At 68.9% G+C, this 22,719-nt stretch carries 19 protein-coding genes and 1 rRNA gene; 13 read left to right on the top strand and 7 right to left on the bottom strand.

Annotation, left to right across the window (positions count from 1 at the left end; all coding sequences use genetic code 11):
• The first annotated feature begins 172 nt into the window (after positions 1-172).
• Positions 173-285, top strand: a 5S ribosomal RNA gene (gene rrf, locus QTI45_RS13770).
• A 26-nt stretch (positions 286-311) separates the two neighbouring features.
• On the opposite strand, the gene QTI45_RS13765 is transcribed toward rrf, so the two are convergent.
• A complete protein-coding gene (locus QTI45_RS13765; protein ID WP_286654710.1) occupies positions 312-1,427 on the bottom strand; it encodes a DNA topoisomerase IB in 1,116 nt (371 codons plus the stop codon).
• 161 nt (positions 1,428-1,588) lie between these two features.
• Here QTI45_RS13765 and QTI45_RS13760 point away from each other — a divergent pair, with 161 nt between their 5' ends.
• A complete protein-coding gene (locus tag QTI45_RS13760; RefSeq protein WP_286654709.1) occupies positions 1,589-2,626 on the top strand; it encodes a purine-nucleoside phosphorylase in 1,038 nt (345 codons plus the stop codon).
• Positions 2,627-2,646: 20 nt separating this feature from the next.
• Here QTI45_RS13760 and QTI45_RS13755 read toward each other — a convergent pair whose 3' ends face one another.
• Positions 2,647-3,855, bottom strand: coding sequence for a Y-family DNA polymerase (locus QTI45_RS13755; protein ID WP_286654731.1), 1,209 nt, complete (start codon positions 3,853-3,855; stop codon positions 2,647-2,649).
• 127 nt (positions 3,856-3,982) lie between these two features.
• Between QTI45_RS13755 and QTI45_RS13750 the strand changes: the two genes are divergently transcribed.
• A complete protein-coding gene (locus QTI45_RS13750) occupies positions 3,983-4,543 on the top strand; it encodes a putative glycolipid-binding domain-containing protein (RefSeq protein ID WP_286654708.1) in 561 nt (186 codons plus the stop codon).
• Between the two features lies 1 nt (position 4,544).
• On the opposite strand, the gene QTI45_RS13745 is transcribed toward QTI45_RS13750, so the two are convergent.
• Complete coding sequence (locus QTI45_RS13745) at positions 4,545-5,885, bottom strand: MFS family transporter (RefSeq protein WP_286368315.1); 1,341 nt, start codon at positions 5,883-5,885, stop codon at positions 4,545-4,547.
• Positions 5,886-5,992: 107 nt separating this feature from the next.
• Positions 5,993-7,150 (bottom strand): alpha-hydroxy acid oxidase, encoded by a 1,158-nt coding sequence (locus QTI45_RS13740; RefSeq protein WP_286368316.1) that lies wholly within the window; start codon positions 7,148-7,150, stop codon positions 5,993-5,995.
• Positions 7,151-7,260: 110 nt separating this feature from the next.
• Between QTI45_RS13740 and QTI45_RS13735 the strand changes: the two genes are divergently transcribed.
• The 7 genes from QTI45_RS13735 to panE all read left to right on the top strand — a co-directional run bounded on the left by QTI45_RS13735 (position 7,261) and on the right by panE (position 13,822).
• The gene (locus QTI45_RS13735) at positions 7,261-8,439 is read left to right on the top strand and encodes a sensor histidine kinase (RefSeq protein WP_286654707.1); all 1,179 of its coding nucleotides are present in this window, start codon (positions 7,261-7,263) and stop codon (positions 8,437-8,439) included.
• Positions 8,436-9,113, top strand: coding sequence for a response regulator (locus QTI45_RS13730; protein WP_286654706.1), 678 nt, complete (start codon positions 8,436-8,438; stop codon positions 9,111-9,113). The genes QTI45_RS13735 and QTI45_RS13730 overlap by 4 nt, the downstream gene beginning before the upstream one ends.
• Positions 9,114-9,257: 144 nt before the next feature.
• Complete coding sequence (locus QTI45_RS13725) at positions 9,258-10,622, top strand: CmpA/NrtA family ABC transporter substrate-binding protein (protein WP_286654705.1); 1,365 nt, start codon at positions 9,258-9,260, stop codon at positions 10,620-10,622.
• Positions 10,623-10,627: 5 nt separating this feature from the next.
• On the top strand, positions 10,628-11,488 hold the full coding sequence (gene ntrB, locus QTI45_RS13720; RefSeq protein WP_286368320.1) for a nitrate ABC transporter permease: 861 nt from the start codon (positions 10,628-10,630) through the stop codon (positions 11,486-11,488).
• A gap of 13 nt (positions 11,489-11,501) precedes the next feature.
• Positions 11,502-12,329: an ABC transporter ATP-binding protein gene (locus QTI45_RS13715; protein WP_286654704.1), complete on the top strand. Its 828-nt coding sequence runs from the start codon at positions 11,502-11,504 to the stop codon at positions 12,327-12,329.
• Positions 12,330-12,371: 42 nt separating this feature from the next.
• Complete coding sequence (cynS, locus tag QTI45_RS13710; protein ID WP_286368322.1) at positions 12,372-12,815, top strand: cyanase; 444 nt, start codon at positions 12,372-12,374, stop codon at positions 12,813-12,815.
• A gap of 71 nt (positions 12,816-12,886) precedes the next feature.
• The gene (gene panE / locus QTI45_RS13705; RefSeq protein ID WP_286654703.1) at positions 12,887-13,822 is read left to right on the top strand and encodes a 2-dehydropantoate 2-reductase; all 936 of its coding nucleotides are present in this window, start codon (positions 12,887-12,889) and stop codon (positions 13,820-13,822) included.
• Positions 13,823-14,126: 304 nt separating this feature from the next.
• Here panE and pbpC read toward each other — a convergent pair whose 3' ends face one another.
• Genes pbpC through QTI45_RS13690 form a run of 3 tightly spaced genes read right to left on the bottom strand, consistent with a single transcriptional unit; the run spans position 14,127 to position 17,889 of the window.
• Complete coding sequence (gene pbpC, locus QTI45_RS13700; RefSeq protein ID WP_286654702.1) at positions 14,127-16,286, bottom strand: penicillin-binding protein 1C; 2,160 nt, start codon at positions 16,284-16,286, stop codon at positions 14,127-14,129.
• Positions 16,283-16,987, bottom strand: a complete 705-nt coding sequence (locus QTI45_RS13695; RefSeq protein ID WP_286368325.1) for a GntR family transcriptional regulator — start codon at positions 16,985-16,987, stop codon at positions 16,283-16,285. Before QTI45_RS13695 ends, pbpC begins: the two co-directional genes overlap by 4 nt.
• Positions 16,984-17,889, bottom strand: coding sequence for a polysaccharide deacetylase family protein (locus QTI45_RS13690; protein ID WP_286654701.1), 906 nt, complete (start codon positions 17,887-17,889; stop codon positions 16,984-16,986). The genes QTI45_RS13695 and QTI45_RS13690 overlap by 4 nt, the downstream gene beginning before the upstream one ends.
• 157 nt (positions 17,890-18,046) lie before the next feature.
• On the opposite strand from QTI45_RS13690, the gene QTI45_RS13685 reads away from it, so the two are divergent.
• From QTI45_RS13685 to QTI45_RS13675, 3 genes are read left to right on the top strand one after another with little or no spacing between them, the layout of a single operon-like run.
• Positions 18,047-19,237, top strand: coding sequence for an ABC transporter substrate-binding protein (locus QTI45_RS13685; protein WP_286368327.1), 1,191 nt, complete (start codon positions 18,047-18,049; stop codon positions 19,235-19,237).
• A gap of 22 nt (positions 19,238-19,259) precedes the next feature.
• Entirely contained in the window at positions 19,260-20,138 is an 879-nt protein-coding gene (locus QTI45_RS13680) for a branched-chain amino acid ABC transporter permease (RefSeq protein ID WP_286368328.1), read from the top strand.
• Positions 20,135-22,702 (top strand): branched-chain amino acid ABC transporter ATP-binding protein/permease, encoded by a 2,568-nt coding sequence (locus tag QTI45_RS13675; RefSeq protein WP_286654700.1) that lies wholly within the window; start codon positions 20,135-20,137, stop codon positions 22,700-22,702. Before QTI45_RS13680 ends, QTI45_RS13675 begins: the two co-directional genes overlap by 4 nt.
• Positions 22,703-22,719: the final 17 nt, after the last annotated feature.

Raw genomic sequence — 22,719 nt, 5'->3', positions numbered from 1 at the left:
TAAGCTAACTGATACTAATTGCTCGTGCGGCTTGACCCTATAACTTTGATCTACGATCAAGGTGTTATGCCAAGTTGACGCATTCAAGATTCCGATGCCACAAGCATCAAAAGCTGATTCCAGACTCTATGAATTCGTTGTGCTGACCCCGTCAGCACGACAACCCTTTATGCCTGATGACCATAGCGAGGTGGTCCCACTCCTTCCCATCCCGAACAGGACAGTGAAACGCCTCAGCGCCGATGATAGTGCGGGTTCCCGTGTGAAAGTAGGTCATCGTCAGGCTCTTACAGCCCAAACCGCCCAGCCCCTCAAAAGGCTGGGCGTTTTGCTTTGGGGGACCTGGAATTGCGTTTGGCGCTCATCCGGTGCTGCCGCAGGAATTCCAGCAAGCGGGCTTCGGCTGCATACAGATGGCGCCTGCCCTGCGCGTGTTCGCCGATCCGGGTCCAGATCTCGGCGATGGCGTCGGCCTTGCCTGCGAGTGCGCTGCCGAGCGCGAGGACAGCCGGGTGCACATAGGATTTCTTGCACACCGCCGGCGTGTTGCCCAGTTGTTTCGCCACCGCCGAGATGATTTCCTTCGCGCTGTAGCGCACGGCGTCCGGTTCGCCCGTGGTACACGCGATGCGAGTCAATTCGAGGGCCTGGACCGTTCCATGCCAAGTGCGAAAGTCCTTGGCCGTGAAGTCACCATCGGCGATTTCGCGTAAGTAATCGTTCACATCGGTTGACGATATGCCGCGCGGACTACCGTCGTCCGATTGATACTGGAACAACTCCTGGCCGGGTAGTTGCTGGCATCGGCGCACGATCGCCGCGATGCGCGCATCGTCCACGCGGGCCTCGTGCATCACGCCGCTCTTGCCGCGAAAACGCAGCCTGAGTGCGCTGCCCTGGATGTCGACGTGCCTGTTGCGCAGCGTCGTGAGTCCGTACGAGCCGTTGCTGCTGGCGTATTCCTCGTTGCCGACGCGCAGGAAGGTCGTGTCGAGCAAGCGCACCAGGGTGGCCATCAGCAATTGCCGCTCGAGCGGTGCCTTGGCGCCTGCGGCCAGGTCGCGCGCCACGCGGCGGCGAATCGCAGGCAGCGCGCGACCGAAGGCTTCCAAACGCTCGAACTTGCGTTCGTCCTTCAACGTACGCCATTCGACGTGATAACGGTACTGTTTGCGGCCACGTGCGTCGATCCCGGTGGCCTGCAGGTGACCGTTCGCGACCGGGCAGATCCATACCTTGTCGTAGGCCGGTGGTATCGCGAGGCGGCGAATGCGCAGGATCTCGTCGTCGTCGCGCAGCCAGTTGCCGCGGCTGTCCCGATAGCGAAAACCGGCGCCGCGCCGGACCCGGCTCCAGCCCGGCATGTCGGGGTTCACGTAGACCAGACCGTTGGCAAGGGGAACGGGGCGTGGGTTCGCGGTGGGCATGGTGTTTGCGACAATCTCGACCGAGCAGTGCACAGAGAGACCTACAGCCTGCCGATGCGGTCGGCGCGCCGCTGTAGGACGCTGCAAGCGTTGCCGGTGCGATGCGCACCTGTCGCACCGTCCTGCTTTCTTGTCGAATTCCCTTTCTCCCGGAGATTTCCATGTCGTCAGTCTGGTCCCGCCGCGCCCGTTGGGGTGCGCTTCCTGCCGTTGTCGTGCTTGCTGCAGCCTGCAGTTCGGTCGCGCCGTCGCGCGTCGCCGAGCCCGTCAAGGTCAAGGTTTTCGTTGGCGCCATGTTCGAGATCGGCCAGAACACCGGGGATCGCGCCGGCGAGTTCCAGCACTGGTACGAGCGCTACTGGAAGGGGGCCGTGCCGGTCACCGTGCCCGGCGCGCTGCAGCCCGTGTACTGCAACACGGACGGCGTCTGCGGCTCGGTGCTCGGCATGGGCAAGGTCAACTCGTCGGCGTCGATGCAGGCGATCCTGACCAGCCCGAAGTTCGATTTCTCGAAGGCCTACTACGTGATATCCGGCGTGGCCGGCACGCCGCCCTCGCGCGGCACCATCGGCGAGGTCAGCTGGGCCACCTGGCTGGTCGACTACGACCTCGGCCACCGCTGGGCGCCGGAGGAGAACAAGGCCGGCGAGCCCACTTTCATGCCGCGCAAGGGCTACGAGGAGTACCGCCGCTTCAAGCTCAACCCCGAACTGGTCGCCTGGGCGATGAAGCTGTCGGCCGACACCCCGCTGAAGGACTCCGATTCCGCCAAGGCCTACCGCCTGCGCTACCCGCAGGCGGCGGCGCGGCGCGCACCCTTCGTCGGCACCGGCACCCACATGACCGGCGACACCTTCTTCCACGGCCCCGGCATGTCGAACCAGGCCCAGTACATCGCCAAGCTGTACGGCGCCGACGACTATGTGATCACCGAGATGGAAGCGGCCGCGATCACGCTGGTAATCAAGCGCCAGCACGGCACCGACCGCGTGATGAGCCTGCGCGGGGCGGTCAACTTCGACCAGGGCAACCCGCGCGAGACGACGCTGCAGCATCTGGACCCGGCACCCGGCGAAACCGCCGGCGGCTTCGCCGAGACGGTCCAGAACATCGAGCTGGTCGGCAGCCGGGTGGTCGACCACATCGTCGTCAACTGGCCGCAATGGCAGGGCGGGGTGCCGGCGCTGGCGCCGCGCTGATCGGCCAGGGCGGACACGCCCTAGAACAACGAAGCGGTCCGGGCGGTCGATTCGTCGGCCGGCCTGGCCGCGCGGCGGACGGCAGCCGGGGGCCGCACGGCCGGCTCGACCGGCACTTCACCGGCCCTGGCCAGCGTGCCCACGCGGACGCCGAGCAGCCGCAGCGGACGCTCCAACGGCACCCGCTTGAGGCAATGGCCGGCAATGCGCCGGATCTCCTTCGGATCGGCGGTGAAAGCTTCGATGGTCTGGTCGCGCGTGGCGATCTTGAAGTCGCCGTAGCGCAGCTTGATCCCGATCGTCTTGCCGACGTAGCCCTTGCGCTGCAGGTCCGCGGCCAGCTGTTCGCACAGGCGGGTGAAGATCGCGCCTAGCTCGGCCCGGTCGCGCACCGCGTGCAGGTCGCGATCGAAGGTGGTCTCGCGGCTCATCGATACCGGTTCACTCTCGGTGACCACGGGCCGCTGGTCGCGGCCCCACGCGACCTCGTGCATCCAGGCGCCGCTGGCCTTGCCGAAATGGGCGATCAGCCAGTCGCGGTCTTTTGCCGCGAGTTCGCCGATGGTCCGGATGCCGTGGCCCTGCAGCTTCTCGTCGGCCTTGGGGCCGATGCCGTTGACCTTGCGGCAGGGCAGGGGCCAGATGCGCGTCTGCAGGTCGCTCTCGAACACGATCGAGATGCCGTTGGGCTTGTCGAACTCGCTCGCCATCTTGGCCAGCAGCTTGTTGGGTGCGACACCGATCGAGCAGCTCAGGCCGGTGGCCCCGAGGATCGACTTCTGGATCAGCCGCGCCAGCACGCGCCCGCCTTCGCGCTGGCCGCCCGGCACGTCCGTGAAGTCGATGTAGACCTCGTCGACGCCGCGGTCCTCCATGAGCGGCGCGATCTCGGTGATGACCTGCTTGAAGCGGCGCGAGTACTTGCGGTACTCGTCGAAGTCCACCGGCAGGATCAGCGCCTGCGGGCAGAGCTTGGCGGCCTTCATGAGCCCCATCGCCGAGCCGATGCCGAACTGCCGCGCCGCATAGGTGGCGGTGGTGATCACGCCGCGGCCTGCGTAGTCCTTGAGCAGCGGAAAGGCGGCCACCGGGATGTCGGCCAGGGTGCCGCCCTCGGGCACGTTTCGCAGGGCCTCGTCGACCTTGCGCCGGCCGCCGCCGATCACCATCGGCAGGCCCTTGAGCTGCGGGTAGCGCAGCAGTTCGACCGAAGCGTAGAAGGCGTCCATGTCGAGATGGGCGATGCGGCGGATCGGTGCGGTCGTCACGCCTGCGATTGTCGCCGCTGCGGACGGGCGGACACCATCGGCAGGCGGCGCTTGCGCTGCGCGGCATGGCGGTGCCATCATCCGCCCCATGCAGACGCTCGCAACCATCCTTTGGCGCCGGATCGGCCAGCCGGGGCATGACGTCTGCCGGCTCGAGCGCATGGGCGAGAACTGGCAGATCGATGGCGGGGCCGCCTTTCGCCATGAGGACGGCCGGGTCGCGCAACTGCACTATCGGGTGCGCTGCGACCGGGCCTGGCATACGCAATGGGGCACGGTGCGCGGCTGGCTGGGCGGCGAGGCGATCGACCTGTCGATCGTGCACGACACCCGTGGCGGCTGGAAGCTCAATGACGTGCCGGTAGCCGAACTCGGCCACTGCGTCGATCTGGACCTCGGCTTCACGCCGGCCACCAACCTGCTGCAGCTGCGCCGGCTGCACCTGGCTGCCGGCGAGGCCGCCGATGCGCCGGTGGCCTGGCTCGACCTCGACGGCGGCGGCCTGACCGAACTGCAGCAGCGCTACGAGCGGCGCAGCGACAGCGACTACTGGTACGCGGCACCGCGCTTCGACTACGAAGCGATGCTCGAAGTCACGCCCGACGGCTTCATCCGCCACTACCCCACGATGTGGGAAGCCGAAGCCTGACTCAGTGGTCGTGGTGCAGGTAGGAGGCCTGCTTCGGCAGCCGCCAGGCGACCGCGAAAGCCAGCACCATCATGCCGGTCACGTACCAGAAGAAGGCGCTCTCGTGGCCGATCGATTTCAGCCCCAGAGCGACGTACTCGGCCGATCCGCCGAAGATCGCATTGGCCACCGCATAGGCCAGCCCTACACCCAGCGCACGCACCTCCGGCGGGAACATCTCGGCCTTCACGATGCCGCTGATGGAGGTGTAGAAGCTCACGATCGCCAGGGCCAGGATGATCAGCAGGAAGGCCGCGACCGGGCTGGTCACGCCCTGCAGCGCGGTCAGGATCGGCACCGTCGCGACGGCACCCAGGCCGCCGAACAGCAGCATGTTGGTGCGCCGCCCGATGCGGTCGGACAGCGCGCCGAACAGCGGCTGCATGCACATGTAGACGAACAGCGCGACCGTCATCACGTAGCTGGTGGTCTTGATCGGCAGGCCGACCGTGTTGACCAGGTACTTCTGCATGTAGGTCGTGAAGGTGTAGAAGATCAGCGAGCCGCCGGCGGTGTAGCCGAGCACGGTGAAGAAGGCGGCCTTGTGATGCTTGAAGAGTCCCGCGAGGCTGCCGGCCTCCTTGTTGGCCCGCGACTCGGCGCTTTGCGTCTCGTGCAAGGTGCGGCGCAGGAACAGCGCCACGACCGCCGCGATGGCGCCGATCACGAAGGGGATGCGCCAGCCCCAGGCCTTGAGCTCGGCCTCGCTCAGCAGCTGTTCGAGGATCACGATGACGAGCACCGCGAGCAGCTGGCCGCCGATCAGCGTGACGTACTGGAAGGACGAGAAGAAGCCGCGCTGGCCGCGCAGCGCCACCTCGCTCATGTAGGTGGCGGTGGTGCCGTACTCGCCGCCCACCGACAGGCCCTGGAACAGCCGGCAGACCAGCAGCAGGAAGGGCGCCCAGGCGCCGATCGCCGCATAGGTGGGCAGGCAGGCGATGGCCAGCGAGCCGGCGCACATCATCGTGACCGAGATCAGCATCGAGGTGCGGCGTCCGTAGCGGTCGGCGACGCGGCCGAACAGCCAGCCGCCGATGGGTCGCATCAGGAAGCCGGCGGCGAACACGCCTGCGGTGTTGAGCAGCTGCGCGGTCGGGTCGGACTTGGGGAAGAAGGAGGGGGCGAAGTAGAGCGCGCTGAAGGCGTAGACGTAGAAGTCGAACCACTCGACCAGGTTGCCCGAAGAGGCAGCCATGATCGCGAAGATGCGGTGGCGCTTTTCTTCGGAGGTGTAGGGGCGGTGGGAGAGGGCGGGATCGACGGCCGCAGCCGTCCCCGCAGCGGACGCGGCGGAGCTCATGGAGAAGTGCTTCTATCGAGTTGTTATGGCGCTCTCGATGATGCCCCATGGCGCCCGCAGACGCTGTCAGCCGGGGCCGTGACCCGACTGGCAGCGCGCCTTCACGTTCAGAAGGTGCCGGGCAGCAGGATGCTGGAGTCGACCTGGTCGATCTGCGTGCGGCCGCAGAAGGCCATCGTGATGTCGAGTTCCTTCTGGATGATCTGCAGCGCGCGGGTCACGCCGGCCTGGCCGTGCGCACCGAGGCCATAGAGGAAGCTGCGGCCGATCAGCGTGCCGTGGGCGCCCAGCGCGCGCGCCTTGAGCACGTCCTGGCCGCTGCGGATGCCGCCGTCCATCCAGACCTCGATCTCGGTGCCCACGGCCTCGGCGATCGCCGGCAGCGCCGCGATCGACGAGGGTGCGCCGTCGAGCTGGCGGCCGCCGTGGTTGGAGACGATCAGTGCATCGGCGCCGCTGGCCGCCGCGAGGCGTGCATCCTCGACGTCCATGATGCCCTTGAGGATCAGCTTGCCGCCCCAGAGCTTCTTGATCCACTCGACGTCGGCCCAGGAAAGCGTCGGGTCGAACTGCTCGGCGGTCCAGGACGACAGCGAGGACAGGTCCTTGACGCCCTTGGCGTGGCCCGCGATGTTGCCGAAGGTGCGGCGCTTGGTGCCCAGCATGCCCATGCACCAGCGCGGCTTGGTCGCGAGGTTGATGAGGTTCTTGATCGTCGGCTTGGGCGGCGCCGTGAGGCCGTTCTTGATGTCCTTGTGGCGCTGGCCGAGGATCTGCAGGTCGAGCGTGAGCTGCAGCGCGCTGACGTTGGCGGCGCGGGCGCGCTCGATCAGGCGCTCGATGAAGTCGCGGTCGCGCATCACATAGAGCTGGAACCAGAACGGGTGGCGGTCGGTCTTCTCGGCGATGTCCTCGAGCGAGCAGATGCTCATGGTCGAGAGCGTGAACGGGATGCCGAAAGCCTTGGCCGCGAGGGCTCCGAGGATCTCGCCGTCGGCATGCTGCATGCCGGTGAGGCCGGTCGGGGCGATCGCCACCGGCATCGCGACCTCCTGGCCGATCATCGTGGTGCGGGTCGAGCGGCCCTCCATGTTGACTGCCACGCGCTGGCGCAGCTTGATCTTCTGGAAGTCGCTTTCGTTGGCGCGGTAGGTGCCTTCGGTCCAGGCGCCGGAGTCGGCGTAGTCGTAGAACATGCGTGGCACGCGGCTCTTGGCGATGACTCGCAGGTCTTCGATGGTCGTGATCTTGGACAGGTCTGGCACGAGAAAGGGCTCCTGGGTTCTGTGGCTGCGCAATGCGTATTATCTTCGGGACCGATGGCGCCCTGTAACCGGTGCACCAAGGCGGCACGGCAGTTGCTTGCATCTGGTGCATGGAAACGCCCGTCCTGCCCGCTCCGGCCAGCCATCCCCTGTGGCAGCACCAGCTCGGTCTGCTGCTCGAATCGACCGGCGAGGGCATCTTCGGCATCGACCTCGACGGCCACTGCATGTTCATCAACCGGGCCGGCGCGCGGATGCTGGGGCACGAACGCACCGAGGTGCTGGGCCGCAACATGCACGAGCTCACGCACCACTCGCATCCGGACGGCTCGCACTATGCCGACACCGACTGCCCGATCTTCAACGCCTTCCGGCGGGGCCTCGCCTGCCGCATCGACACCGAGGTCTTCTGGCGCCGCGACGGCAGCGCCTTCGCGGTGGAGTACTCGAGCCATCCGATCCTGGATGGCGGCCAGGTGCGCGGCGCGGTCATCACCTTCGTCGACATCACCGAGCGCCGGCGCTCGGCACTGGCGCTGCAGCAGGCCAAGGACGAGCTCGGGCTGCGCGTGGAGGAGCGCACGCGCGCGTTGAGCGATGCGCTGGCGCAGTTGCGCGAGCTCTCGGCCTGGCTCGACAAGGTGCGCGAGGACGAGCGCACCCGCATCGCGCGCGAGGTGCACGACGAACTCGGCAGCCTGCTGGTGGCGCTCAAGATGGACGTCGACTGGATCGGCAAGCGACTCGGCGAGCAGCAGGAGCGGGCGCCCGACGACGCGCAGCAGATGCGCACGCTGATGCGCAGCAAGTGCCGCAACATGAGCGGGCTGATCGAGCGCGCGGTCGACAACGTCGGCCGCATCATCACCGACCTGCGGCCCAGCATCCTCGACCACCAGGGGCTGTGGGCGGCGCTCGAATGGCAGGCTCACGAGTTCGTGCAGTCGGCCGAACTCGCGCTCGACTGGCAGATGGATGTCGCGCCCGGCGTCGAGCTGCCCGAGCCGGCCGCGATCGCGGTCTTCAGGATCTTCCAGGAGATGCTCAGCAACGTCGGGCGGCATGCGCGTGCGAGCCGGCTCGACATCCGCATCGAGGCCGTGGCCGGGCAGTTGCACATCCGCGTGCGCGACGACGGCATCGGCGCGCCGGCCCATGTCTTCGAGGCCCCGACCGCCTACGGCGTGCAGGGCATGCGCGAACGGGCGCTGCACTTCGGCGGACGCGTCGCGATCCGGAGCGAGCCCGGCGCGGGCAGCGTCTTCAGCCTGGAGCTGCCCTTGCCATGAGAGAGGACAAGGACATCCGCGTGCTGATCGGCGACGACCACCGCATCGTGCGCGAAGGACTCAAGCAGGTGCTGGGCGACCTCGCGAACGGACCTCCGGAGATGGTGGTGGCGGGCGAGGCGCAGACCGGCGCGGAGGTGCTCGATCGCGTGGCGGCGCTCGGCGGTCCGCAAGGACTGGACGTGGTGCTGCTCGACATCGCGCTGCCGGGCCGCGACGGGCTGGACGTGCTGCAGGCCTTGCGCAAGCAGTGGCCCGCGCTCCCGGTGCTGATGCTCAGCACCTACCCCGAGAAGCAGTATGCGGTGCGCTGCATCAAGCTCGGCGCCGCCGGCTATCTGCACAAGAGCGCCGACCCGGACGACATGGTCGGCGCGGTGCGCAAGGTGGCGGCCGGCGGCAGGTACGTGTCGCCGGCGACCGCGGAGGCGCTGGCCGCGGCGGTCGGCAGCGCCGCCGGGCAGGGCGCCGATGCGCTCTCGCACCGCGAGCACCAGGTCTTCAGGCTGCTCACGGCCGGGCAGACCGTGAGCGAAATCGGTGCGCGGCTCGGCCTGGCGCCCAATACCGTCAGCACCTACCGGGCCCGCATCCTCGAGAAGACCGGGACCAAGAACGACGTCGAGCTCGCGCTGTACGCCGAGCGCCACGCGAAGGGCGCGCCGGCGGGCTGAAGAGGAGCGGGCTGGGCCTGCCGTGTAGTGCTGCCCCTACATGGCATCGACCGGGGCCCCGCGATCTTTCATGGCGACGCCTGCAGGCGGGCCGACCGGCCCGGCACTTGCATCGTGCCCCTCATCTTTTCAACGAGGTGCACCATGTCCAGACTGCCTGAAGCCCCGGCCAGCGACCCCTTCGACGCCGACCGCCCGCTCGCGATGCGCTGTGCCTGCGGCCGCAGCCATGCGCCCGGCGCGCATGTCGGCGCGGTCGAGGACGCGAACGCCAAGCTCGAGGCCAGCCTGGTGAAGGCGCTGTTCCCGGTCGACAGCGTGCGCCGCGGCTTCCTGCGCGCGGTGGGTGCGAGCACCGCGCGCGCGGCGATCCTGTCGGTGCTGCCGCTGGGCGCGCTGCAGGCGATGGCGCAGGACAAGGGGCCGCTCGAGAAGAAGGACCTGAAGATCGGCTTCATCCCGATCACCTGCGCGACGCCGCTGATCATGGCGCATCCCCTGGGCTTCTATCAGAAGCAGGGGCTCAACGTGGAGGTCGTGAAGACCGCGGGCTGGGCGCTGATCCGCGACAAGATGCTCAACAAGGAATACGACGCTACGCACTTCCTGTCGCCGATGCCGCTGGCGATCTCGATGGGCGCCGGCGCCAATGCGACGCCGATGAACGTGGCCGCGATCCAGAACACCAACGGCCAGGCGATCACGCTGGCCAACAAGCACAAGGACAAGCGCGATCCGAAGCTGTGGAAGGGCTTCAAGTTCGCGGTGCCCTTCGAGTACAGCATGCACAACTTCCTCTTGCGCTACTACGTGGCGGAAGCGGGCCTGAACCCCGACACCGACATCCAGATCCGCGTCGTGCCGCCGGCCGAGATGGTGGCAAACCTGCGGGCGGGCAACATCGACGGCTACCTCGGGCCCGATCCGTTTAACCAGCGCGCGGTGTTCGAGGAAGTCGGCTTCATCCACATCCTGACCAAGGAGATCTGGAATGGCCATCCGTGCTGCGCCTTCGGCACCTCGAGCGCCTTCATCCAGCAGAACCCGAACACCTTCGCGGCGCTCACGCGCGCCGTGCTGACCGCCTCGGCGATGGCGCGCGAAGCCAAGAACCGCGAGCTGATCGCCAAGGTGATCGCGCCGGCGCAGTACCTGAACCAGCCCGAGACCGTGCTGACCCAGGTGCTGACCGGCCGCTTCGCCGACGGCCTGGGCAACATCCGCACGGTGCCCGACCGGATCGACTTCGACCCGATCCCGTGGCAGTCGATGGCGGTCTGGATGCTGACGCAGATGAAGCGCTGGGGCTACGTCAAGGGCGAGGTCGACTACAAGCAGCTGGCCGAGAAGGTGTTCCTGATCACCGATGCCAGGAAGCGCATGAAGGAGCTCGGCCAGACGCCGCCCGAGGGCGCCTACCCGAAGTTCACGATCATGGGGCGCGTGTTCGATCCGGCGAAGCCGGACGAGTACGCGCGCAGCTTCGCGATCAGCAAGCTGGCCGGCTGAACGGCATGAAGAAGTCGCTGCGGCTCAGGTCCGCGCTGCTGTCGCTGGCGCTGTTCCTTGCCTTCCTCGCGGTCTGGCAGGTGGCGACCCAGTCGCCGGGCGCGGCGGCCTCGCAGGCCGGCATGACGGCCGAGCAGATCGAGTACCAGAAGATGCTCGGCAAGGACCCGGGCCAGGTGAAGGCGGCCGGCTTTCCGACGCCGGCCGAGATCGGTGCGACCGCATGGAAGCACCTGTCGAACCCGTTCTACGACAACGGCCCGAACGACAAGGGCATCGCGATCCAGCTCGCCTGGTCGCTGGGCCGCGTGGCGCTCGGCTTCCTGCTGGCCTGCCTGGTGGCGGTGCCGCTGGGTTTCGTGATCGGCATGTCGCCGCTGCTGCAGAAGGCCTTCGACCCCTTCATCCAGGTGCTGAAGCCGATCTCGCCGCTGGCCTGGATGCCGCTCGCGCTCTACACGATCAAGGATTCGTCCACCAGCGGCATCTTCGTGATCTTCATCTGCTCGGTGTGGCCGATGCTGCTCAACACCGCCTTCGGCGTGGCCTCGGTCAAGCGCGAATGGCTCGCCGTGGCCAGCACGCTCGAGGTGAAGCCGCTGCGGCGCGCCTTCCGCGTGATCCTGCCGGCGGCGGCGCCGACGATCCTGACCGGCATGCGCATCAGCATGGGCATCGCCTGGCTGGTGATCGTCGCCGCCGAGATGCTGGTCGGCGGCACCGGCATCGGCTACTTCGTCTGGAACGAATGGAACAATCTGTCGCTCACCAACGTCATCTTCGCGATCCTCGTGATCGGAGTCGTCGGCATGCTGCTCGACATGGCCTTCGCCGGCCTGCAGAGGAAGGTGACCTATGTGGAGTGACCAGGGGATCGCAATGAAAGCAAGCATCGCCGCCGTGCCTGCCGCCGGCAGCGCCTTCCTGCGCATCGAGGGGCTCTCGAAATCCTTCGTGCCGGGCAAGCCGGTGTTCGCGGATGTCGGCTTCACGCTCGACCGCGGCGAGTTCGTCTGCATCATCGGCCACTCGGGCTGCGGCAAGACGACCATCCTCAACGTGCTGGCCGGGCTGGATGCGGCGACCGGCGGCCATGTGTTCATGGACGGCCGCGAGCTCGCGGGGCCCAGCCTGGAACGCGGCGTGGTGTTCCAGAGCCACGCGCTGATGCCCTGGCTCACGGTGCGGCGCAACATCGCCTTCGCGGTGCAGTCGCGCTGGCCGGAATGGCCGGCAGCCAAGGTCGACGAGCAGGTGCGCAGGTTCGTCTCGCTGGTCGGCCTCGACGGCGCGATCGACAAGAAGCCCTCGCAGCTCTCGGGCGGCATGAAGCAGCGCGTGGGCATCGCGCGGGCCTTCTCGATCCAGCCGAAGATGCTGCTGCTCGACGAGCCCTTCGGCGCGCTGGATGCGCTCACGCGCGGCACCATCCAGGACGAGCTGATGGCCATCGTGCGCCAGACGCAGCAGACGGTCTTCATGATCACGCACGATGTCGACGAGGCGATCCTGCTGGCCGACCGCATCCTGCTGATGAGCAACGGCAGCGAGACCGCGGCGGGCTACCGGCCCGGCAACATCGCCGAGACCGTGGTCAACCCGCTGCCGCGCGAGCGCACGCGTGCCGGGCTGCACCATCTCGACGGCTACTACGCGCTGCGCAACCACATCGTCGACTTCCTCGTCACGCGCGCCAAGGCGGCCTGACTTCCTTTTTTTCATACAGCACAACCAACAGGAGCATTCGATATGAACCGCAACGACGTCACCGAGAAGATCATCACCGTGAAAGTGGCCAAGGGCATCCAGTGGGCCGACGTGGCGAAGAAGCTCGGCTTGTCGAAGGAGTGGACCACCGCCGCCTGCCTCGGCCAGATGACGCTCGACGCCACCCAGGCCAAGGTGATCGGCAAGATCTTCGGACTCACGGCCGAAGAACAGAAGTGGCTGCAGGTGGTGCCGTACAAGGGCTCGCTGCCGACCCCGGTGCCGACCGATCCGCTGATCTACCGCTGGTACGAGATCGTGAGCGTCTACGGCACCACGATCAAGGAGCTGATCCACGAGGAATTCGGCGACGGCATCATGAGCGCGATCGACTTCAGCATGGACATCCAGCGCCAGGCCGACCCCAAGGGCGACCGCGTGAACGTGGTGCTGTCGGGCAAGTTCCTGCCGTACAAGACCTACTGAAGCGCGCTGCCAGCAGCTTTACGGGCATCGGCGCAGAATCCCTCGTCCCATCATTCGACGAGGAAAGATTCATGCGGATCCTGGTAGTGGGCGCGGGTGCGCTCGGCGGGTATTTCGGCGGCCGGCTGCTCGAGGCCGGACAGGACGTCAGCTTCCTGCTGCGGCCGCGCCGGGCGGCGCAACTCGCGCGGACCGGCCTGGTGATCAAGAGCCCTAAGGGCGACCTGGCGCTGCCGGCGCCGCCTTCGGTTCAGGCCGATGGCATCGAAGGCCCCTTCGACGTCGTCGTGGTCGGCTGCAAGGCCTACGACCTGGCGGAGACGATGGAATCGTTCGCGCCCGCGGTCGGACCCGGGACGGCCATTCTTCCCTTGCTGAACGGCATGCGTCATCTGGACGCGCTGGGCGATCGCTTCGGCGCCGAGCGGGTGCTGGGCGGCCTGTGCATGATCTCGGCCTCGCTCGACGAAGAGGGCAGGGTGCTGCACCACAACGACATGCACGGCCTGACTTATGGCGAGTTCAGCGGCGAACGCTCGGCGCGGGTGCAGGCCCTCGAGAGTGCTCTTGCCGGCGCGAACTTCGATGCCCGGGCGTCCGGGAACATCCTGCAGGACATGTGGGAGAAGTGGATGTTCATCGCCTCCGCGGCCAGCATGACCTGCCTGATGCGCGCCACGGTCGGCGACATCGTCGAGAGCGGCGGCACCGACGTCGCCGATGCGGTGGTCGACGAGTGCGCCGCCATCCTGGCCCACAACGGCTTTGCGCCGCGTGCCGAATCGCTGGCGCGGGCGCATGCGATGCTGGCGGTCAGAGGATCGCTGATGACCGCCTCGATGTTCAAGGACATCGAACGCGGGGCGGCCATCGAAGGCGACCATATCGTCGGCGATCTGTTGCGGCGCGGCGCGGACGGCGGCAAGCGGGTGTCGCCGCTGCGCATCGTCTTCGCTCACCTGCAGGCCTACGAGGCCCGGCGAGCCCGCGAAGCGAGCCGCGGCTGACCGCTTGCTACTTCAGGCGGCAGAAAGGCCAGCCTTCGATGCCGGCCCAGATGCAGGCCCGGATCCACGCGACCACGATCTGAGGATCCTGCGCTTGCGGAACGGTTGTCATCTTGATCAGCATCTCGGCCTCCGTGGCGTGTGGAGCGAACTCCCATGCTTGAAGGTATAGCTGCTGCGAACCCGCCGCGGCAGCGGTGCGCGGCTTGAGCCGTCGTGGTCCGTGGCGCGGGCCGGCTGTACGCCGTTTGTCGGCTGCGTGCCGTCGGTCGCGGCTGACAGGCGTCGGACGCCTTCGCCTGCCTCAGCGCTTCGCGCTGGCCAGCACGCCGGCGCCGCGCACCTCGAGCCGCAGCTCGTCGACCACCTGGCCGCGGGCATCGAGCAACTGCACCACATGACGCCCGGGCCAGGGCAGCCATTGCGCGCTGGCGCCGCGCGCGAAGGGCCTGCCGTCGATGCGCCACTGGACGCCGCGGCCCTCGGCCTCCAGGCGCAGGCGCTGACGGCTGGGCGGGATGTCGGGGTCGAGCGCGATGATCGTTCCGTCCGCGGGCGACTTGATCCGGGGCGCTGCCTCGGCGGCCGATGCTTCGGGCGCGATCGCGAACAGCGGCTGCTCGGTGCCGGCGACGAACCACTCGCCGCGGGCCGCTTCGAGATCGTCGCCGAAGCGCACGCGCGCCTGGACCACGCCGGCCGGCGGCGCCGGCGCCCGGCTCGGCTCGCTGCGATGCAGGAAGCCCATGGTCTGCGCCCAGACCGGCGCCGCGCCGCTGGTGCCGCTCACGTCCCACATCGGTGCGCCGCTGGCGTTGCCGACCCAGACGCCGACCGTGTAGCGCTGCGACCAGCCGATCGCCCAGTTGTCGCGCATGTCCTTGCTGGTGCCGGTCTTCACCGCGCTCCAGAAGCGGGTTGCGAGCACGCTGTCGAGGCCGAAGGTGCGGGCGCGGGCGTTCGGGTCGGCCAGCATGTCGCCGACGATGAAGGCGGCGCGGGCGTCGATGGCATCGACATCGCCATTCGGCGCGGCGCTGGCGCGCGGCAGGTGGCGGACCTCGCCGAAGCGACCGCCGTTGGCCAGCGTGCGGTAGGCATTGGTCAGCGCCAGCAGCGAGACCTCGGCACTGCCGAGCGCCAGGCTGTAGCCGTAGTAGTCGCCGTTCTGCGCCAGCGGCAGGCCCGCCGCGCGCAGCTGGCGCGCGAAGGCTTCGGGCGACACCATGACCAGCGTGCGCACCGCCGGCACGTTGAGCGAGGCCGCGAGCGCGGTGCGCACCGAGACGGTGCCCTTGAACTGGCGGTCGTAGTTCTGCGGGATGTAGAGGCCGCCCGCGGTGCTGATCTGCGCCGATGAATCATCGAGCAGCGAGGCCGCCGTGAGCCTGCGCTCGGCGATCGCCTGCGCATACAGGAAGGGCTTGAGGGTCGAGCCTGGCTGCCGCTGCGCGAGCACGCCGTCGACCTCGGCCGCCCGGCTCAGCGCGCCCGAGGAGCCGACCCAGGCGAGGACTTCGCCGCTGGCGTTGTCGAGCACCACCAGTGCGCCGTCCTCGACGTTGCGTCCGCGCAGTTCGCGCAGCTGGCGCTGCAGTGCATCGACCGCGAAGCGCTGGAGCGGTGCGCGCAGCGTCGTGCGGATCGGCGCCGGCGTGGCGCCGGCGTCCTTCAGGGCGCGGCGTGCCAGGTGCGGCGCGATGCCTTCGCTCGGATCGTAGGCGCGCCGCTGCAGCGCCGCACTGGCGAACATGTCGAGTGCCGAGCAGTCGGGCTTGTCGTCGGGCTCCATCGCCCGCATCAGCTCGCAGGCCCGCTGGCCCACCAGCGCCGGCTTGGCATTGGGCGCCCGCACCAGCGCCGCGGCAACCGCCGCCTCGCGCGCATCGAGCCCGTGCGGCGCCTTGCCGAAGAGCGTGCGCGACAACGCGTCGATGCCGACGATCTCGCCGCGGAACGGCACCGTGTTGAGGTAGGCCTCGAGGATCTGGTCCTTGCGCCAGTGGCGCTCCAGTTGCTGCGCGGCGACGGTCTGGCCGAGCTTCTGCGTCAGGCTGCGGCCGCCGCCGTTGCGGCGCAGGTCGTCGTCGAGCAGGCCGGCGAGCTGCATCGTGATCGTCGAGGCGCCGCGCGTGCGGGTGTTCCACAGATTGCCCCAGGCCGCTGCCGAGACCGCGCGCCAGTCGACGCCGCTGTGCGCGTAGAAGCGCTTGTCCTCGCTCAACAGCATCGCGCTGCGCAGCGCCGGCGAGATGTCGGCCAGCGCGATCCAGTCGCCGCGCCGCACGCTGGCGTCGGTGCGCATCCGCTGCAGCAGCACGCCGTCGCGGTCCAGGACCACGGTGTCGGAAGGACGGAAGTCGCGCCGGACCTCGTCGAAGCTCGCGATGCCGGAGAGTGCCCAGGCCGGCGCCGCCAGCAGGGCGGCCGCCAGCGCGATGGCGAGCGGGCACCGGCGTGTCATGCCATCCCGAGCAGATGCGCCAGCGTGCGCTCGGGGGCGGCGCGCTGCACCGACACGTTGCGCTCCAGTTCGCGCAGATGCTCGTCCATCAGCCGTGCCGCGCCCTCGGCATCGCCGCGCGCCAGGCAGTCGACGATGCGCTCGTGCTCGTCGTGCTCGCAGGAGGCGTTGCCGGGCGGCTCGTAGAGCGCCACGATCAGCGAGCAGCGCGACACCAGCTCGACCAGGTAGCGCTCGAGGATCGGATTGCGCGCCAGCGCCGCCAGCCGCAGGTGGAACGAGCTCGCGAGCCTCGCCCAGGCCGGCTGGTCGAAGCGGTGCATGGCCTCGTGCTCCTGCTGCAGCTGCTGGCGCAGCGCGGCGAGGTCGCGGGCGGTCGCGTTCTGCGTCGCCAGCCGGGCGATGAGGGTCTCGAGGCCGCGCCGGGCCTCGAAGATCTGCCGCGTTTCCTCGGGCGAAGGCACGGCGATGATCGCGCCGCGGTTGGGCCGCAGCTGCACGATGTGGTCGTGCGCGAGGCGCTGCAGCACCTTGCGAACCACCGATCGGCTGACGCCGAACAGCTCGCACAGGGAGGCTTCGGGCAGCTTGGTGCCGGGCGTCAGGCGCTGGTTCATGACGCTGTCGAAGACCGCGCGGTAGATGCGCTGCTCGACAGCGTCGCCGTCTTCCTCGGCGGGTTCGTGCGGCTCGGCCTTCATGTGGGTTCCAGTTGCTCCATGTGCCGGCAGATATCGCCCGGCGTGGTGAACCATATCTCGCCGCGGTCGCGCAGGCCAGCCAGATGGGCGAGCGCGCGGCGCAGGTGCCGCAGCCGGTAGGGCTGGCCGACGATATACGGGTGCAGTGCGAGCCCCATCACCAAAGGCTGGCGGCGCGACTGCTCGAGCATCTCGTCGGCATTGTCGATGACCATGGTGGCGAAGTCCTTGGCGTCCATCTGGCGCGCGATGATCATCGGGATGTCGTTGAGCTCCTGCGGGTAGGGCACCGACCACAGCGTACGGCCGCCGCGCGTGCGCATGCGGATCGGCTGGTCGTCGTGGCACCAGTTGAGCGTATAGCCGTAGCCGGCCTCGGCCAGCAGGTCGGGCGTCAGATGGCTTTCGGAAATCCAGGGCGAGAGCCAGCCGGCCGGGGCCTGGCCGCTTTCGGCGCGCATCCGCTCGCGGCAGTCGGCGAGCAGCGCCGCTTCGTCGGCTTCGGCCATGTCGGCCTGGCGCTCGGAGTTGCTGTGGCCGTGACCGATGAGTTCGTCGCCGCGCGCCACCGAGGCCGCGACCAGCTCCGGGCAGTGGTCGTAGAGCGCGGTGTTGAGCAGCGTGCTCGAAGGCAGGCCGAGGCTGTCGAAGAGTTCGAGGCAGCGCCAGGCGCCGACCCGGTTGCCGTATTCGCGCCACGAGTAGTTCAGCACGTCCGGGTGCGGATGCACCGGACCGATGCATGCGCCCATGCCCTCGCCGAAGGCGAAATGCTCCAGGTTGAAGCCCAGGTAGACCGCCAGCCGGGCGCCGTTGGGCCAGGCATGGTCGGTGCGCCGCGTGATCGGCAGGTAGTCGAAGCGGCCGTGCGCGGGCAGCGGGCCGAGGTAGCGGGCGTTCATTCGGGATCTCCGGATCGGGGCGGCGATGCTGTTTGTCTGCAAGTTGCGTGCCGATTGTGAACAATCCATGTTCAAAGATGTGCGCGTGAATTATCGTGAATTGGCGACACTGGCACGGCGCTTGCATTCCGGCGGAGACCCATCCACGGAGATTCGCATGTCCCTCATTGCCCGCCGCACCCTTGTCTCGAGCGCCTGCGCGCTTGCCTTCGCCGCCCTGTGGGGCACTGCCGCCGTTGCCGCGGAGCCGATCAAGATCGGCCTGGTGACCGCGCTCTCGGGCCAGTCGGCCCTGTCTGGCGAGGCGATCTCGCGCGGCCTGCAGCTGGCCATCGACGAGGTCAACGCCAAGGGCGGCCTGCTGGGCGGCCGCCAGCTCGAGCTGGTGCGCCGCGACGACGAGGCCAACCCGGCCAAGGGCGTGGTCGCGGCCCGCGAGCTGATCTACAAGGAGAAGGTGGCGGTGCTGTTCGGCGGCCTCGACACGCCGGTCTCGATGGCCATCGTGCCGCTGGCGAACCAGGAGAAGGTGCCTTTCATGGGACCGTGGGCGGCCGGCACGCCGATCACGAAGAACGGCGCCAACCCCAACTACGTGTTCCGCGTCTCGGCGGTCGACGAGACCGTCGACCGCGCGATGCTGCAGTACGCGCAGAAGACCTTCAAGTCGGCCAAGCCCGGCATGATCCTGGTCAACAACCCCTGGGGCGAATCGAACGAGAAGGGCCTGAAGGCCGCGCTGGCCGAGAAGGGCATCGCGCCCGCCGGCGTCGAGAAGTTCGAGGCCAGCGATCTCGACATGGTGCCGCAGCTCACGCGCCTGAAGGCGGCGGGCGCGGATTCGCTGTTCCTGGTCGCCAACGTCGGGCCGTCGGCCCAGGTGGTGAAGTCGCTCGACCGCATGGGCTGGAAGGTGCCGGTGGTCTCGCACTGGGGCCCGGCCGGCGGCCGATTCACCGAACTGGCCGGACCGAACGCGAAGGACGTGCACTTCGTCCAGACCTACAGCTTCTTCGGCAAGCAGTCGCCGGTCGGCGAGCGCGTCATCAAGTCGCTGGTCGCCAAGTACCCGGCGATCAAGGGCCCGGGCGACATCACGCCGGCGGTCGGTGTCGCCAATGCCTACGACGGCATGCACCTGGCGGCGCTGGCGATCGCGCAGGCCGGCTCCACCGATGGCGACGCAGTGCGCCAGGGCTTCTACAAGATCGCCAGCTACGACGGCCTGATCAAGAGCTACAAGACGCCGTTCACGGCCGCCAACCACGATGCGCTGGGCGTGGACGACTATGTCTGGGCGCAGTTCGTCGACAACCGCATCCTGCCGGTCGGCCTGTCGACCAACTGAGCACGCGGCCGGGACTTCCAAGATGTCGATGTTGTCAGCGCTCCTCGGCGGCCTCGGCCTCGGAAGCATGTACGGCCTGATGGCCCTCGGGTTCTACGTGACCTATGCCGTCTCGGGCACGGTCAACTTCGCGCAGGGCAGCTCGATGATGCTCGGCGCGGTGCTGACCTTCACCTTCGCCCAGACGCTGGGCTGGCCGGTGGCGCTGGCCGTCCTGCTGGCGCTGCTGCTGTGCGCGCTGTACGGACTGGTGGTGGAGTTCCTGGCGGTGCGGCCCTTCGCCAGCCGCGGCTCCAACGCCTGGCTGATCGCCACCGTGGCGCTCGGCATCGTGCTCGACAACGCCGTGCTCTTCACCTTCGGCAAGGAGCCGCGCAGCCTGCCGTCGCCGCTGGCCGTGTCGCCGGTCACGGTGGGCGAGGTCGGCCTTGGCGTCTACCCGCTGCAGCTGGTGATCCCGGTGGTCGGGCTGGCGCTGGCGGCTGCGCTGCACGCGGTGTCGCGCCGCACGCGCTGGGGCGTCGCGATGCTCGCGGTGGTGCAGAACCGCGATGCGGCGCGGCTCATGGGCATCCCGATCCGGCGCGTGGTGGCGCTGGCCTTCGCGCTGTCGGCGGCCTTCGCCGGGGTGGCCGGCGTGCTGATCGCGCCGCTCTTCAACGTCAATGCGGACATGGGCACGCTCTTCGGCCTCAAGGCCTTCGCGGTTGCGATCCTCGGCGGCATCACGAGTCCCTGGGGCGTGATGGTGGCCGGGCTGCTGTTCGGCATCCTCGAGTCGCTGATCGGCGCCACGCTGGGCTCGAGCTACACCCAGATCCTGAGCTTCTCGCTGGTGATCGCGGTGCTGGCGCTGCGGCCCAACGGCCTGTTCGGCAGCGCCGAGGTGAAGAAGGTATGAGCGCCGTGCTGCCACGCTTGCAGAGTTCTTCCGCGGCTTCGCCGAACCGGCTCGGACTCGGTTCCAGCGGCCAGATCGCCGCGGTGCTCGTGCTGCTGCTGGCCGGCCTCGCGGCCGCGGCCGGCGTCAACGGCTACTACGTCTTCGTGCTGGCCAACGTGGCGCTGCTGGCCATCGTGGGCATCGGCCTCAATGTGCTGCAGGGGCTGACCGGGCAGGTGTCCTTCGGCCATGTGGGCTTCTATGCCATCGGCGCCTACACGGTCGCGATCCTCACTACCAAGGCCGGCTGGAGCTTCTGGGCCGCATGGCCGGTCGCGGCGCTGCTTTCGGGCGTGATGGGCGCACTGCTCGCCTTGCCGGCGCTGCGCGTCAAGGGGCCTTACCTGGCGATGATCACGATCGCCTTCGGCTTCATCGTCGAGCACGGCGTGATCGAGATGCGCGATCTCACGGGCGGCCAGAACGGGATCATGGGCATCACGGCACCCGCGCTGCCCTTCGCCGCCAGCGGCGAGAAGGCGATGGCGATGCTGGCCATCGTCACCGCCGGGGTTGCGCTGGCGCTGTTCGCCTGGCTCTCGCGCGGGAGCTGGGGCGCGGCCATGCGCGCGGTGCGCGACAGCGAGACCGCGGCCGAATCGATAGGCATCGATCCGCTGGTGGTCAAGACCGTGGCCTTCGCGGTCTCGGCGACCGCGGCCGGCATCGCGGGCGGCCTGTTCGCGCCGCTCTCGGGCTTCGTCACGCCGAGCAGCTTCGGCTTCGGCCAGTCGATCCTGTTCGTGCTGGTGGTCGTGCTCGGCGGCGCGGGTTCGGTCGCCGGACCGCTGGCCGGCGCGATCATCGTCGCGCTCCTGCCCGAGCTGCTGTCCGGCCTGGAGGAGTACCGCCTGCTGTTCTTCGGCGCGATGCTGCTGGTCGTGCTCTGGGTGGCACCCGAAGGCGCCGTAGGGCTGTGGCGCCGACTCCGGCCGCGGCCCAAGCGCGCCGGCGTCGCTGCGGCGCCGGCGGTCGAAGGCGCCTTGCCGGGCCTGGGCGCGCGGCCGCGCGCCGCCTTGCGGGCCGAGTCGCTGACGATGCAGTTCGGCGGCGTGCGTGCGGTCAACGGCGTCGGCTTCGACACGGCGCCGGGCCGCATCACGAGCCTGATCGGACCCAACGGGGCCGGCAAGACCACCGTGCTCAACATGCTGAGCGGCTTCTACAAGCCCACCGGCGGCCTGTTCAGGCTCGGCGACGAGATCCTGCAGGGCCTGGGTTCGCACGCGATCGCCCGCCGCGGCGTGGCGCGCACCTACCAGAGCTCGCAGCTGTTCGGCAGCCTCGGCGTCGAGGACAACCTGCTGCTGGCGCTGCACCGCGGCGCGCTCGGCGGGCTCTTCGGCGCCGGTGCCTTCGCTGCGCCGGCGCAGCGGGCACGGGCCCGTGCGCTGCTGGCCTTCTGCGGCTATCGCGGTCCGGGCGACACGCCGGCCGCCGATCTCGCGCATGTCGACAAGCGCCTGGTCGAGATCGCGCGTGCGCTGGCGACCGACCCGCAGGCGCTGCTGCTCGACGAGCCCGCGGCCGGCCTCTCGCGCGAGGACAAGGACCGCCTGGCCGCACTGCTGCGCCAGATCGCGGAGGCCGGCGTCGGCGTGCTGCTGGTCGAGCACGACATGGATCTGGTCATGGGCATCTCCGACCAGGTGGTGGTGCTCGATGCCGGCCAGTTGCTCGCGACCGGCGCGCCGGCCGAGGTGCAGGCCGATCCGCGGGTGCGGCAGGCCTATCTGGGCGAGGCGCTGGCGGCGCCCGAGGCGGTGCGCCTGCGGCCCGCGCCCGGCATGGCCGAGGAGATGCTCGGGGTCGGCTCGCTGGTCGCGGGCTATGGCGCCGAGCCGGTGCTGCATGGCATCGACCTGCAGGTGCGCGAAGGCGAGGTGGTGGCGCTGCTGGGGGCCAACGGGGCCGGCAAGTCGACGCTCATGCGTTCGCTGGCCGGCCTGCATCGGCCGGTGCAGGGCGGCATCCATCTGCAGGGGCACGAGCTCGGCGGGCTGGCGGCCGAGCTGATCGTCCGGCGCGGGCTGGTGCTGGTGCCCGAAGGCCGGCAGGTGTTTCCGGAGCTCAGCGTGCTCGACAACATCCGGCTCGGCGCCTTCCGCCAGCCGCAGGACCGGGAAGCGCGCGTCGAAGAGATGTTCGCCCGCTTCCCGCGCTTGCGCGAGCGGCAGCAGCAGCGCGCCGGACTGCTGTCGGGTGGCGAGCAGCAGATGCTGGCGATCGCGCGCGGCCTGATGGCGCGGCCGCGCATCCTGCTGCTGGACGAGCCGTCGCTGGGCCTGGCGCCGAAGGTGATCGCGGAACTGTTCGCCGCCCTCGACGGCCTGCGCGCCGAGGGCATGACGATCCTGCTGGTCGACCAGATGGCGAGCCTCGCGCTGGCGCTGGCCGATCGCGCCTATGTCATCGAGGGCGGCCGTATCGTGGCGCAGGGCACGGCGGCGCAGATCGCCGGCGACGATGCACTGGCGCGGGCCTATCTGGGGGCGGACGGGGCCGAGGTGCACATCCCGTAACGGACTTCACGCATCTG

It is taken from the genome of Variovorax saccharolyticus, assembly GCF_030316765.1.
GTDB classification, from domain to species: domain Bacteria; phylum Pseudomonadota; class Gammaproteobacteria; order Burkholderiales; family Burkholderiaceae_C; genus Variovorax; species Variovorax saccharolyticus.
Note: the sequence above shows the minus strand (reverse complement) of the source record. Positions and strands in the feature narration are given on the sequence as shown.

What these genes read in the sequence shown, in the direction of transcription:
- QTI45_RS13695 (WP_286368325.1), bottom strand. Translation starts at nt 16,987, where the DNA reads ATGAAGGCCGAGCCGCACGAACCCGCCGAGGAAGACGGCGACGCTGTC.
- QTI45_RS13690 (WP_286654701.1), bottom strand. Translation starts at nt 17,889, where the DNA reads ATGAACGCCCGCTACCTCGGCCCGCTGCCCGCGCACGGCCGCTTCGAC.
- pbpC (WP_286654702.1), bottom strand. Translation starts at nt 16,286, where the DNA reads ATGACACGCCGGTGCCCGCTCGCCATCGCGCTGGCGGCCGCCCTGCTG.
- QTI45_RS13735 (WP_286654707.1), top strand. Translation starts at nt 7,261, where the DNA reads ATGGAAACGCCCGTCCTGCCCGCTCCGGCCAGCCATCCCCTGTGGCAG.
- QTI45_RS13680 (WP_286368328.1), top strand. Translation starts at nt 19,260, where the DNA reads ATGTCGATGTTGTCAGCGCTCCTCGGCGGCCTCGGCCTCGGAAGCATG.
- QTI45_RS13715 (WP_286654704.1), top strand. Translation starts at nt 11,502, where the DNA reads ATGAAAGCAAGCATCGCCGCCGTGCCTGCCGCCGGCAGCGCCTTCCTG.
- cynS (WP_286368322.1), top strand. Translation starts at nt 12,372, where the DNA reads ATGAACCGCAACGACGTCACCGAGAAGATCATCACCGTGAAAGTGGCC.
- QTI45_RS13730 (WP_286654706.1), top strand. Translation starts at nt 8,436, where the DNA reads ATGAGAGAGGACAAGGACATCCGCGTGCTGATCGGCGACGACCACCGC.
- QTI45_RS13725 (WP_286654705.1), top strand. Translation starts at nt 9,258, where the DNA reads ATGTCCAGACTGCCTGAAGCCCCGGCCAGCGACCCCTTCGACGCCGAC.
- QTI45_RS13675 (WP_286654700.1), top strand. Translation starts at nt 20,135, where the DNA reads ATGAGCGCCGTGCTGCCACGCTTGCAGAGTTCTTCCGCGGCTTCGCCG.
- QTI45_RS13745 (WP_286368315.1), bottom strand. Translation starts at nt 5,885, where the DNA reads ATGAGCTCCGCCGCGTCCGCTGCGGGGACGGCTGCGGCCGTCGATCCC.
- QTI45_RS13760 (WP_286654709.1), top strand. Translation starts at nt 1,589, where the DNA reads ATGTCGTCAGTCTGGTCCCGCCGCGCCCGTTGGGGTGCGCTTCCTGCC.
- ntrB (WP_286368320.1), top strand. Translation starts at nt 10,628, where the DNA reads ATGAAGAAGTCGCTGCGGCTCAGGTCCGCGCTGCTGTCGCTGGCGCTG.
- panE (WP_286654703.1), top strand. Translation starts at nt 12,887, where the DNA reads ATGCGGATCCTGGTAGTGGGCGCGGGTGCGCTCGGCGGGTATTTCGGC.
- QTI45_RS13750 (WP_286654708.1), top strand. Translation starts at nt 3,983, where the DNA reads ATGCAGACGCTCGCAACCATCCTTTGGCGCCGGATCGGCCAGCCGGGG.
- QTI45_RS13685 (WP_286368327.1), top strand. Translation starts at nt 18,047, where the DNA reads ATGTCCCTCATTGCCCGCCGCACCCTTGTCTCGAGCGCCTGCGCGCTT.
- QTI45_RS13755 (WP_286654731.1), bottom strand. Translation starts at nt 3,855, where the DNA reads ATGGACGCCTTCTACGCTTCGGTCGAACTGCTGCGCTACCCGCAGCTC.
- QTI45_RS13765 (WP_286654710.1), bottom strand. Translation starts at nt 1,427, where the DNA reads ATGCCCACCGCGAACCCACGCCCCGTTCCCCTTGCCAACGGTCTGGTC.